Source organism: Muriicola sp. Z0-33, from assembly GCF_026126425.1.
Classification (GTDB): domain Bacteria; phylum Bacteroidota; class Bacteroidia; order Flavobacteriales; family Flavobacteriaceae; genus JAFMPW01.
The window spans coordinates 241,835-253,171 of sequence record NZ_JAFMPW010000003.1 but is presented as its reverse complement, the minus strand read 5'-3'; the positions used below and the strand labels follow the sequence as shown (position 1 = coordinate 253,171).

Annotated in this window: 10 protein-coding genes; 1 reads left to right on the top strand and 9 read right to left on the bottom strand. The window is 41.7% G+C overall.

The window, feature by feature from the left end; translation table 11 throughout:
* Positions 1 to 7: 7 nt before the first annotated feature.
* Together J1G40_RS06810 and J1G40_RS06805 are read right to left on the bottom strand one after the other, a co-directional pair.
* Positions 8 to 772, bottom strand: a complete 765-nt coding sequence (locus tag J1G40_RS06810; protein ID WP_265241858.1) for an SOS response-associated peptidase — start codon at positions 770 to 772, stop codon at positions 8 to 10.
* A 52-nt stretch (positions 773 to 824) separates the two neighbouring features.
* A complete protein-coding gene (locus J1G40_RS06805) occupies positions 825 to 2,030 on the bottom strand; it encodes a redoxin domain-containing protein (RefSeq protein WP_265241857.1) in 1,206 nt (401 codons plus the stop codon).
* A gap of 89 nt (positions 2,031 to 2,119) precedes the next feature.
* On the opposite strand from J1G40_RS06805, the gene J1G40_RS06800 reads away from it, so the two are divergent.
* Positions 2,120 to 2,704, top strand: a complete 585-nt coding sequence (locus J1G40_RS06800; RefSeq protein ID WP_265241856.1) for a DUF1080 domain-containing protein — start codon at positions 2,120 to 2,122, stop codon at positions 2,702 to 2,704.
* Here the strand turns inward: J1G40_RS06800 and J1G40_RS06795 are convergent.
* From J1G40_RS06795 to J1G40_RS06765, 7 genes are all read right to left on the bottom strand, one after another.
* A complete protein-coding gene (locus J1G40_RS06795; protein ID WP_265241855.1) occupies positions 2,701 to 4,875 on the bottom strand; it encodes a xanthine dehydrogenase family protein molybdopterin-binding subunit in 2,175 nt (724 codons plus the stop codon). The two genes, J1G40_RS06800 and J1G40_RS06795, sit on opposite strands and share 4 nt — an antisense overlap.
* A 53-nt stretch (positions 4,876 to 4,928) precedes the next feature.
* Entirely contained in the window at positions 4,929 to 5,411 is a 483-nt protein-coding gene (locus J1G40_RS06790) for a (2Fe-2S)-binding protein (protein WP_265241854.1), read from the bottom strand.
* 64 nt (positions 5,412 to 5,475) lie between these two features.
* Entirely contained in the window at positions 5,476 to 6,387 is a 912-nt protein-coding gene (locus tag J1G40_RS06785; RefSeq protein WP_265241853.1) for an SMP-30/gluconolactonase/LRE family protein, read from the bottom strand.
* 73 nt (positions 6,388 to 6,460) lie between these two features.
* Positions 6,461 to 8,110: an N-acyl-D-amino-acid deacylase family protein gene (locus J1G40_RS06780; RefSeq protein ID WP_265241852.1), complete on the bottom strand. Its 1,650-nt coding sequence runs from the start codon at positions 8,108 to 8,110 to the stop codon at positions 6,461 to 6,463.
* A 20-nt stretch (positions 8,111 to 8,130) separates the two neighbouring features.
* The gene (locus tag J1G40_RS06775) at positions 8,131 to 9,489 is read right to left on the bottom strand and encodes an Nramp family divalent metal transporter (RefSeq protein ID WP_265241851.1); all 1,359 of its coding nucleotides are present in this window, start codon (positions 9,487 to 9,489) and stop codon (positions 8,131 to 8,133) included.
* Between the two features lie 10 nt (positions 9,490 to 9,499).
* Positions 9,500 to 10,336: a sugar phosphate isomerase/epimerase family protein gene (locus J1G40_RS06770; protein WP_265241850.1), complete on the bottom strand. Its 837-nt coding sequence runs from the start codon at positions 10,334 to 10,336 to the stop codon at positions 9,500 to 9,502.
* Positions 10,337 to 10,356: 20 nt separating this feature from the next.
* Complete coding sequence (locus J1G40_RS06765) at positions 10,357 to 11,328, bottom strand: aldo/keto reductase (RefSeq protein WP_265241849.1); 972 nt, start codon at positions 11,326 to 11,328, stop codon at positions 10,357 to 10,359.
* Positions 11,329 to 11,337: the final 9 nt, after the last annotated feature.

The window sequence follows — 11,337 nt, the reverse complement described above, 5'->3', positions numbered from 1 at the left end:
AGCTCGCTTATTCTACCAATTCCGGGTAGTCTACTTTTTCACTGATTTGGGCAACATTGCCCATATAGTCCTTTCCTCTGAGCCTATGAACCGTGTGGGCCTCCAACTCCTCCTCAGGAAACGAATGAATCAATTCCCGGATTAGTTGAATATCCAATTCTTCCTCAATATCCATTAACCATTTATCAGCAAGGTCTTCCGGTAAAATTAAGGGCATTCTTGGACCCTTAAGTTTCGGATTATTATGAATTTTTGCCAAAAGAGGATTGCCCTCAGTTGTTACTATGGAGAAAGTAGTCCATAGTTCTCCCGTTGCTCTATCCACCCATTCGCTCCAAAGACCCGCCAGGATCATGGGCATAGCATCTTTTTGATGGATATAATAAGGATAGGTTTTTCCTTTATAATGATGATGTTCGTAAAAACCATCTACGTAAATAAGACAACGATTGCCTCTGGCCGATTGACGAAACGCCGGTTTTTCGAAAATTGTTTCTCCTCTTGCATTGAGGGTGTTGTTCCAGAATTTCTTCAGTTGCACACTGTCTTTTACCCAATGAGGTACAAGTCCCCACTGCGCTACGATGGGAATTTTGGGAGATGCGTCTGTATAGATCAATAGTTTGGGATGACTAAAGCCCGAGGCATGAAAAATAGGCAAGTCTGTCAAAGGAACCAGCTTTTTTTCTATTTCCTGAATGGCATTTAAATCACCATCTCTTCTAGCTCTTTTTAATTGGGCTTCCAGGCTGGCTTTGATATCGTAGCACATATGTAATTATTAGAATTCAAACACTTAGGAGCACTAAATCTTATTGATCTGTTTAATACACCCTACCAATCATTTTATGATCTACAATGGTTCTCTTCAGTTCCTGAAAGTCTGCCTCGCCCTGGTGTCTCCAAACTACATTTCCTCCTGGTTCTATTAATACGGTATATGGTAAAGCACCATTCCATTCTGGATCAACCGCTTCAATGAGCTCGTATTTATCTTTGGTAGTTGCGATATAATTGGGAACTGCAGATTGGGACTTTTTGAGGAATTTTAGGGCATCCTCCTTTTTGGATAGGTTATCGGCGGAGAGCGAGACAAATTCAAAATCCCTTGCTCCAAACATTCGCTGTACCACAATAAAATCTGGATATTCTAATCTGCAGGGACCACACCAGGTAGCCCATATGTTTAATAATCTTAGCTTGTCCGAATCGTTTTTAAGAAGTCCTTTAATCTCCTCAATATTCATTTCTGTTAGTTCCACTTCCTTTTCTGCCCACTGCTTGTCTACCCTGCCGCGCATTTTTGTTTTCCATCCCCATTTGGTAGAACACCCAAAAGTTTTGGTAACAGGATGGTCTATTGGATTCCCGGCGAGTATCTGTGTTATGGCATTTCGCAGATCTTCACCATTGGCTGTACCCGGTTTCTCCGAACCGTCTATTCTTCCTACATATTCTAAAGTTCTGGCCTTGTTAAAAACAAATACATGAGGTGTGGCTACTGGGCCATATGCCAGAGTTACTTCCTGGGTGTCCCCATCGTAGAGATATGGGAAGTTGAAATCTTGTTCTTTTGCCCTGATTAGCATATCTTCATAAGTGTCTCCTAAGTCAGAATAGCCCAGTTCCTCATAAAGTAAGCCTAAGGGGCTATTGGGGGAGATAGCAATAAGCTGTACATTTTGGTTGGCGAAATCTGCAGTGATTTTCTTTATTCTTTCCTCATAGGCCTGGGCTGTTGGGCAGTGGTTACAGGTAAAAACAATAACTAAAACCTCTGCAGATGCATAATCGGAAAGGCTGTGATATTTTCCATCTACTCCAGGTAGCTTAAAATTAGGTGCCGAAGCACCGATTTCTAATGTTTTGATTTCTTGTTCAGGAACCTCCTGAGGGTTTGATGTAAAATTAAATTCGGAAGACACTGTTAGCGTCTCCTCACCTTTGACAGGGCTTGATTTTTTATCAGATTTACATTGAATACAAATGCTGCCAACAAGGCATAACAAAACAATATTTCTTATCATCATTAAGAATTAGGTGGACCTCTAATATAATTCAATATTATGAGAAATTAAATCTTCATTTTTCATATATTCAATTACTTAAATATTGATAAATGAGATACCAGAACCTTCTTGCCATTTTTATTATCGCCTTATTAATTAACTCTTGCGGACAAAAGAATTCTTCAACTCTGCTTTTATTCGAAAAGCAAGGCAAGGATTGGTATGAAGGAGGTGAAGCCCAATGGAGTTTTAATGATGGGGTTTTGGTAGGTACCGCTTCAAGTAACTCTGGTTTTGTTATTACAGAAAAGAGTTATAAGGATTTTGAGCTGACGTTGGAGTTTCAACCGGATAGCACAATTAATTCCGGAATATTTGTGCGTTGTAATGTAAAGGAATTATCTAATATAGATTGTTATGAAATGAATATCTGGGATTTACACCCGGATCAAAAGTGGAGAACCGGATCTGTTGTAAGCAGGGAGGTTCCGAAAGCATATGTAGAAACTTTGGATAAATGGAACACCTATAAAATACGGTGTAAAGGCAGTCGTATCCAGACATGGGTCAACGACCAACTTACCGTTGATATTGACAATAAAGACCTGGTTGAAGGATATATAGCGCTACAGGCCGCGGAAACGGGTACTGTAAAATTCAGAAATATACAGCTGCAAATGCTAAACGAAAATTAGCTATTCAAAGCCTCCAGTACGCGTTCCTGAGTAAAGGGCAGGTGCCTCAGGGTTTTGCCGGTAAGAGCAAGAAAGGCATTGGCTATTGCCCCTGCCACCATTGGGGTAGCCGTTTCACCAACTCCTTCCGGGGTTTCGGTGGACTTTAACAGGGCCACTTCAATACTTTCAGGACTGTCGTTCATACGAAGTAACTTATAGTCATTAAAATTAGATTGTTGAATTTTACCGTCCATTATTGAGATCTTTTCCTGCAGCGAACTACTTATTCCCATAATAACTCCCCCTTCCATTTGAGCCTTTACATTGTCTGGTTGCACAATTACTCCGGCATTAAGCGCAATCCAGAATCTATGCACGTTTATTTTTCCCGTTGTGGCATCAACTGAAATTTCGCATACTCCGGTCCCAAATGAACCGTGTTCTGCAAATGCCATACCCTTTGCCCTGCCTGCAATAGGAGGGTCTTCCCAGCCCGAAATTTCCACTACTTTCTCTAAGGTTGCCAGTGCTTTCGGGGAGTTTTTCATTAATTTTCTTCTCAGTGCTACCGGATCTAGTTTTTGACTTTTGGCTATATCATCGAGCATACATTCTATGGCAAATTTATTAGGCGCGTGACCTACTGAACGCCAATGCTTTAAACGGATCCCATGTGATGCTTTACGCCATTCGGCAAATTGGTTGGGTATGTCATAATAGTCATTTCTTACCCCACCAGCTACCAGATGCCCGCCATCACCAACAACACAATGTGAAAAACCGGTAATTTCACCATTTTTATCTGTAGCTACTTGTAAGCGTTGAAGAGACATCGGCCTGTAGGCGCCATAAGTGAGATCATCTTCTCTTGTCCATATTAATTTTACTGGTTGAGGTGCCATTTCTTTTGCCAGATAAGCGCACTCCTCTACAAAATCGTTCATACTTCTGCGCCCAAAGCCACCGCCCAAATACTGTAAGTGGACAGTAACATTCTCGGGCGGAATGCCCAGAATATCAGGGACTCCCAATTTAGTGTCGGGACCTTGCTGACTTCCTACCCAAACCTCAGCACTATTTTTATCTTCCGCAACTTTTATTACCGCATTCAAGGGTTCCATTTGGGCATGGTATACATAGTCATTTTTGTAATCTGCCTCATAAATTCTGGCCGCAGAACCTAAAGCTTTTTTAATATTACCTTTCTCAACAATCGCTTTTTCTGTATTACCCCCGGCAGCTATTTTCTCATACTCAGTAAAAACTTCATCAGAATTAAATCCACTTGCCTGGGCATCACTCCACTCGATCTTCAACATTTTTTTTAGCTGTAAAGCCTTTTCCAGGGAATTGGCGATGATGCCAATAGCATATTCAAATGGTACTATTTTAACAATCCCATCCTGTTCCAATATTTCTTTTTCATTGATGAGGGTAGGTTTGGCGCCGTGTAAATTTCCCCTTTCCAATACACCATAAACCATACCTGGCAATTGCAGATCAATCGCAAATTGTGCAGTACCATCTACCTTGGACGGAATTTCTGTTCTTGGAATTTCTTTGCCAATTAGTTTGAACTCTGCAGGGTCCTTTAAATTTACCTCACTCAAATCTGAAGGGTTCGCCGGCATTTCCAAAAATGGAATAAGGTCTGCGTAACTTATCGACTTATTCGTTTTATTGTGTGTCACAAGACTTTCGGCAGTGCTCAGTTCAGATATATTTACCCCCCAGTGCTTTGCGGCACTATACACTAAAATATATCGCGCTTGTGCGCCTGCCTTCCGCATTAGTTGATAATAACTGTTGGTTGTCCTGCTCCCTACTGTAAACATGAGTTTGCTCCCAGGGGACCAGCCCGGGGATCCGTACACATCCGAGTTCTGAGGCGAAAACTCTACATTTACCTTAGACCAGTCTGCATCCATTTCCTCTGCAAACAAAACTGGCAAAGCAGTCATTGATCCCTGACCCATTTCCGCTGCCGGATTGTAGATAATAATTTGTCCATCTTTCGTGAGTTGTACCCAGGCAGTAAGTTTATGCTTTTCTATTTGCTTCGCTAATACTTTTGTATCACTGCAAGACATCAGTTGAGGTAAGATACCCGATATGCCTATGAAAAAAGCAACTCCTCCGGAGGATTTCAGGAAATGCCTTCTGTTTATTGTTTTAGAAGTTTGCGTCATTTTCGTGCCTTTGAAATTTGTTTGATGACCCGTATGCCGGCAAGGGGATTCATCTAACTTCTTTTTACATTGGTTAATTTGCTTTCCGCTGCCATTTTCACTGCCTTAATAACACGTAGATAAGTTCCGCATCGGCATAAAATTCCATTCATTTCAGATTTAATTTCTTCTGTGCTCGGACTGGGATTTTTTTCGAGCAGGGCCGCAGCCTGCATAATCTGCCCGGACTGACAATATCCACATTGTGGAGCCTGGGCGGCTATCCACGCTTTTTGCAGCGGGTGAGTACCATCTTCCGATAAGCCCTCTATAGTTACTATTTTTTGGCCCTGGCTAAAATTATCCACAGCTAAGACGCAGGCTCTCATAGGATTACCATCAATATGTATGGTACATACCCCGCATTGTGCAATGCCACATCCATATTTTGTTCCCATTAGTCCAAGGTGTTCCCTTATAACCCAAAGCAGTGCAGTACCTTCTGGCACATCAACTTTGTGGTCACTATTGTTGACATTCAATGTAAAAGAGGCCATAGTAATAATGATATGAGCTATTAAGTTACCCCATTACTGCGTTAATACCAAAAAGAGGAACAAATTATCGAATACCTTTCACATTCATTTGCAGTGTGTAAACAGCATTCATTGCGGTAATAAAAAGGATATTTTGATTTTTTCCACCAAAGGTCACATTTGCCGTCCAGGGCTGTGGAACCGGGATATGCAGAATCTTTACTCCCTGAGTATTGAAGACGGTCACTCCCTTGCCGGTAAGATACACATTACCCTGGTCGTCTAATGTCATCCCATCGGATCCCAATTCGCAAAATAACTTTTTGTTGCTAAGACTGTGATCCTCATTGATGGTATAGACGTAGGTTTTTTTATCCCCTATATCGGCAATGTAAAGTGTTTTTCCATCGGCTGAGCCAACTATTCCGTTAGGTTGTACAAAGCCACTCGCAGCAACAGAGACTTCTCCCATATCCGGGCTGACATAATACACCTGCTGCTGGTCCATTTCTTTTTCCTGCCGTTCCCAATACGGTCTTTGATAATAAGGATCAGTAAAGTAAATTCCCCCGTCAGGAGCCACCCATATGTCATTCGGGCCATTGAATTTTTTACCTTGAAATTCATCCAGAAGAACGGTAACATTTTTTTCTTTATCAATTCGCCACAACTCAAATTTTTCATCTGCCGCAGCAAGCAGATTTCCGTCATGATCAAAAAATAGTCCGTTCGCCCTGCCCGCTGGTTCCATAAAAGTGCTGATAGCACCATCAATTGCAGACCATTTTAGAATACGGTTATTGGGTTGGTCAGTAAAAAATACGTTTCCTTCGCTATCTACTGCCGGCCCCTCTGTAAATTTATAATCTGTACCAGCCACCTCAAGTTCCGCCCCTTGGTAAATAAGTTTTTCACCTGCCTTCTGACAAGACAGGGTTATTGGAAATAGAACAATAAAAATTGTGTTTATAAGTAACTTTTTAGCTTCAATTATCATAATTCCCGATTATTTTAGTATTGCCCGGATCTTCCTGAGCTGTGGTTTTTGGCACCTTGATATGGCCTGATCATTAATTCTTTTTATAACCCGGACCTTTAACGAATCTCCCGGGCAGGGCACCTGTATGATCTCCTTCTTTTATTACTTGTGTGCCGTTTACGAATACATGCCTCATGCCTGTGGCGTACTGATGAGGTTCGTCAAAGGTGGCATTGTCTGTAATCTTGTCGGCATCAAATAATACCACATCGGCAAAATATCCAGTTTGTAAGGAGCCGCGCTTGTCTAATCTCAGGTTGGTTGCCGGTAGGCGGGTTAGCTTATAGATGGCTTCTTCTAATGAAATTACTTGCTCTTCTCTTACAAAATGACCCAGCAATCTGGCAAAGGAACCATAAGCACGTGGATGGGTACTTTGTTCTAAAAATACGCCTTCATTGGTATACGAGCCAGCATCTGAACAAATGGCCATATAAGGAAGGGCAAGCTTCTTTTTTATGTTTTCTTCAGACATGGAAAAGTAGACTACCTGAATTCTACTATCATCCTCATAAATAAGATCTACCACGGTCTTATCTGCGGGTTGGTTTCTTTCCCCGGCAACTTCAGCCAGTGTTTTTCCGATATATTTCCTCATATCTTTATTCTTAAAACCAACGAGCAGAATTTTTTCGGGTGGAACATGAAACTTTATTTCTTCTATCATTTGCTTTCGTTTCACCGGTTGCTCCATGAAATCTATTGTTTTACTATGCCCCCCTGCTTTGGCCCATTCCGGAAGTAGTACGTTTAGTCCGGTAGAACTTGCATTATACATATACATATCAGTAGTAATGTCTAACCCGTATTCCCTTGCATTTTCTACCAATTTAATGGCCTGATCTAGTAAATGCCAATTGGCTGTACCCGAAGCCTTAAAATGGTATATCTCGGACCTGATATCTGCTTCTTCAGCAATTTCTATCAATTCCTGCACGGCTTCCAGTAGCTTTTCTTCTTCATCTCTTATATGAGATACATACATGCCACCGTTTTCCGAGGCAACTTTTGCAAGTTCAATTATTTCATCTGTCCTGGCATGGCCACTGGGTACGTAGATCAATGATGTTGATAAGCCTACAGCCCCTTCTTCCATCGCCTCTTGGGTAAGTGCCTTCATTTTGTCTAATTCTTCTTCTGTAGGCTCACGGGTGTCATAGCCCATCACGTATTCCCTTAAGGTGCCATTACCTACAAAGGAGGTGATATTTGTAGATACCCCTTTGTCTTCAAGGAATTGTAAATATTCTCCCAGAGTAGACCAGCTAACATCATATTTTATGTTTTGTTGCCCTTTTGTCATACCCTGTTTCATCGACTCATTAAGCGGTCCCATAGACCGGCCTTCGCCCATTACCTCAAGGGTAACCCCCTGCCTTATATCCCCCTGTGATCTTCCATCTTCTATCAGAGAGACATTGGCCCAACTCAACATATTAATAAACCCGGGTGCAACTGTAAGTCCGGCTGCATCTATTTCCAATTTCCCTTTTGCATTTTGTAAGTCACCTACTGCAGCAATGGTATCAGCATTAATCCCAACAGACCCTATGTAGGACGGATTTCCAGAACCATCAACTATGTTTCCATTTTTAATAAGGAGATCATAGTTCTGAGATTCGGAACAGCCCGAAAGGACTGCGATTAACAATAGCGTACTTAGAAACGATTTTGTTTTCATAATGAAGTTTTGGTATTTCTTTAGCCAAGTAGTTTTAAAATTCCCAATGCACCTACGGCAATAATGCTTATAATGCTTATCCACAAGATAATATCATAAAAAATCCCGGGTTTGAAAAGTGGATGCAATCTTTTGTATCTAAAATGTAAAACCGCATAGACCACCAGAAACAGGAGGAACGATCCTACGATGCCTCCGGTAATTACCATAAGCACCGGCAGTTTAACATATATAAAAAGTGATGCCCATAACAATGGAACTGCCCAGGCAAGAATGGCTACGGTTCTTTTGCGTACTGCAAAGTCGTTAAAATTTATCCAGCCTACTTGCCCGAAAATATCAGAAAGTTGTCTGGTCCATGCGGCCAGGGCAGCAAACAAGGTTGAAAATAATGTGATAAAGGCTCCAATTAAAAATGCTGTCTTGGCATGCGGGCCTAGCGATGCCGTGTACATTGCTGATAAAGTCTCAACCATATCGTAGCCCTCGGGAACATCTCCCTGTGCATGCAGAATTGCAGCCCCAAGCAGATAAAAGGCGGCGGTAACCGTGGTATAAACCAGCATGGCAATAATAGCATCGAGTTTCATCACTTTTAACCATCCATTTGCCCTGTTCTGCCAGGCCTTTGATCCATCATTTTTTCCTGAATAAGCTGCATACCCTTTTTCAAGGCACCAGTAATTATAATGGATAATTTCATCTCCTCCTACACCGGTAATCCCAAAGGCTCCAAAGGCCACAGCTACTGCTTCCTTGGGGAGACTAAATTGTAAGCCGCTCCAGATATCGTCCCAGCTGATTTGATAGGGGGTATAGGCCAGGAAGTAAAGTGAAGCAAAGGTGAACAGGGTAAACAGCCCAATCATACCTAGTGAGACTTTCTCTATAAATTGATAGTAACCCCTGAAAATCATTAGCGCTACGACAATTGCTATCAAAAAAGCATAAAAGGGGATGCTAATTCCCGGTGCCAGTATATTAAGTATAATTGCTACACCACCAACAATACCGCCAACTTGCAAGAGTTTAATAATCATTACCAACAGTACCATCCAGACAGACCATTTGGCTTTACCAAATTTTGGCCCCGGTAATTTGTTAAAAGCCTGCATAGCTGTTTCCCCGGTAAGAATAGTATGCTTGCCAAATTCTAGCTGAACAGCTACCTTAACAATGCAGCTGACAATTATTACCCAAAAGGTTATAAAACCGGCTTTTGCCCCCAGGGTAGTGGTTGCGATTAATTCTCCTGAACCTACAATAGAAGCCGATAAAATAAAACTGGGCCCAAGAAATTTAAGTCGGCCCCTGAAGCTCTCAGGAGGGTTTTTGGTTTTTTCCGGATGAAGGGAATAAGGATCTTTTGCAGAAGACATTCAGTATCTTTTATTGAAACTTTTTCATGAATTCCATGTTGTGCTTCATGCTTTCTAAAGGCCCGCTGGCATATTCTTCCTGCTCAATAAAAATATGTTGAACCCCCGAGACCTTCATATTGCCCATCATTGTGGTTATATCAAGTCCTCCTTTGCCAAACTCAGTACTTTGTTTTTCATGCATATCCATATCTTTTAAATGCCAAAGTGGAAAACGGCCAGGGTACTTATTAAAATAATCCAGTGGGTCTTTTCTACCCACTATAACCCAACCAAGGTCCAATTCCATATGCACCAGATCTTCCTGTGTATTATTCATCAGGACATCAAATAATACCTTGCCATTCTCGGATTCAAATTCGTATTCGTGATTGTGGTACCCAAATTTCAGACCAACCTTTTTGCATTCTTCCCCAGCCTTGTTAAAGGCATCAGCTACCTTTTTGTAGTTATCCACGGTTTGCCCCCTGGATGGCATTGAAGAGCATATCAGGTATTCCTGCCCCGAGCTAACAGCCTGCTCCATGGTGTTTTCCCAATTTTCATCGAGTCTAACATGACCGCTGAGTAATTGCATTCCTAAATCATTGCAGATATTTTGCATTTCTTTAGGTTGAAGACCGTAGTAATACCCTTTTTTACTTCCTGCGGTTTCAATTTTTTTAATTCCTATTGATGCGATTTGTTTTAAGGTGCCAACGGCATCTTTTAGCATTTCATTTCTAAAAGTATACAACTGTACCCCAAGCGCTATCTTCTTTGAAGAATTAAAGGTATAGGAAGGCAGTAGGGTAGTGCCTAATGCAATTGCGGCGGTTTGAGTTAAAAAGTCTCTTCGTGTTCTCATTTGTTTAATTTGATACCGGGTTATTGTGACCATGAAGTTGGTACTCTGTCCCAACGGTGATTTTTTAATTCGCGATACAGTTCTGCCGGTAATCCTTTACCGTCACTGGTTGCGGTATTGGCCAGAACGTTTCGTTGTTTCCTCATCCCGGGAATGATAGTACTTACAGTTTTGTTCATAGTAATAAAACGCAATGCCATTTCGGCCATACTTAATCCTTCAGGGATCAGTGGCCTCAACCGATCTGCTCTTTCAACGCTAGGGATAAGGTTCTCCGGAACAAAATAGGTATTGCGCCAATCCCCTTCCGGAAAAGTAGTGGTCTTTGTAATGTTCCCAGTTAATGTTCCCTCATCAAAAGGGACCCTGGCAATTACCGCAATATTCAGTTCCTCACAGAGCGGAAAGAGTTTATCTTCGGGGGCCTGATCAAAAATATTGTAAATGACTTGCACGGCATCCAGGCATCCTGTTTTAAGGGCCTCCATACCGTTCTCTGGTTCCCATCTATTAACACTTATACCCATAGATGCTATTTTACCTGAAGTTTTCAGATCTTCCACTGCCCTTTGCCATTCTTCCTGGTGCACCCAGCCATCATCCCAGGTATGAAATTGCATCAGGTCTATTTGTTCCAGACCTAAATTTTTAAGTGTTTTCTCTGTATAGGCCATAACATGCTCATACGGATAGGACACCTCCAGGCCATATTCTGGTTTTGCGGGCCATTTAAAATTCTTAGGAGGAATTTTACTGGCAGTATATAATTTAGTGCCAGGATGCCTTTTTACCAAAAGTCCCAGTAATTTTTCGCTATGACCTTCCCCGTAACCCCAGGCAGTATCAAAAAAAGTCACTCCCTGTTCAACAGCCAGGTCAAGAGAATCAGAGGATTGCACATCGTCCGATGCTTTCCATCCGGCCATTCCCCACATACCATAGCCTATTTCGCTTACACTCCATCCGGTGCTTCCAAACTTTCTGTATTTCATATTTGCAAC

Bases quoted from the DNA above. Each gene is read 5' to 3' on its own strand.
- J1G40_RS06810 (WP_265241858.1), bottom strand. From the start codon at position 772: ATGTGCTACGATATCAAAGCCAGCCTGGAAGCCCAATTAAAAAGAGCT.
- J1G40_RS06805 (WP_265241857.1), bottom strand. From the start codon at position 2,030: ATGATGATAAGAAATATTGTTTTGTTATGCCTTGTTGGCAGCATTTGT.
- J1G40_RS06800 (WP_265241856.1), top strand. From the start codon at position 2,120: ATGAGATACCAGAACCTTCTTGCCATTTTTATTATCGCCTTATTAATT.
- J1G40_RS06795 (WP_265241855.1), bottom strand. From the start codon at position 4,875: ATGACGCAAACTTCTAAAACAATAAACAGAAGGCATTTCCTGAAATCC.
- J1G40_RS06790 (WP_265241854.1), bottom strand. From the start codon at position 5,411: ATGGCCTCTTTTACATTGAATGTCAACAATAGTGACCACAAAGTTGAT.
- J1G40_RS06785 (WP_265241853.1), bottom strand. From the start codon at position 6,387: ATGATAATTGAAGCTAAAAAGTTACTTATAAACACAATTTTTATTGTT.
- J1G40_RS06780 (WP_265241852.1), bottom strand. From the start codon at position 8,110: ATGAAAACAAAATCGTTTCTAAGTACGCTATTGTTAATCGCAGTCCTT.
- J1G40_RS06775 (WP_265241851.1), bottom strand. From the start codon at position 9,489: ATGTCTTCTGCAAAAGATCCTTATTCCCTTCATCCGGAAAAAACCAAA.
- J1G40_RS06770 (WP_265241850.1), bottom strand. From the start codon at position 10,336: ATGAGAACACGAAGAGACTTTTTAACTCAAACCGCCGCAATTGCATTA.
- J1G40_RS06765 (WP_265241849.1), bottom strand. From the start codon at position 11,328: ATGAAATACAGAAAGTTTGGAAGCACCGGATGGAGTGTAAGCGAAATA.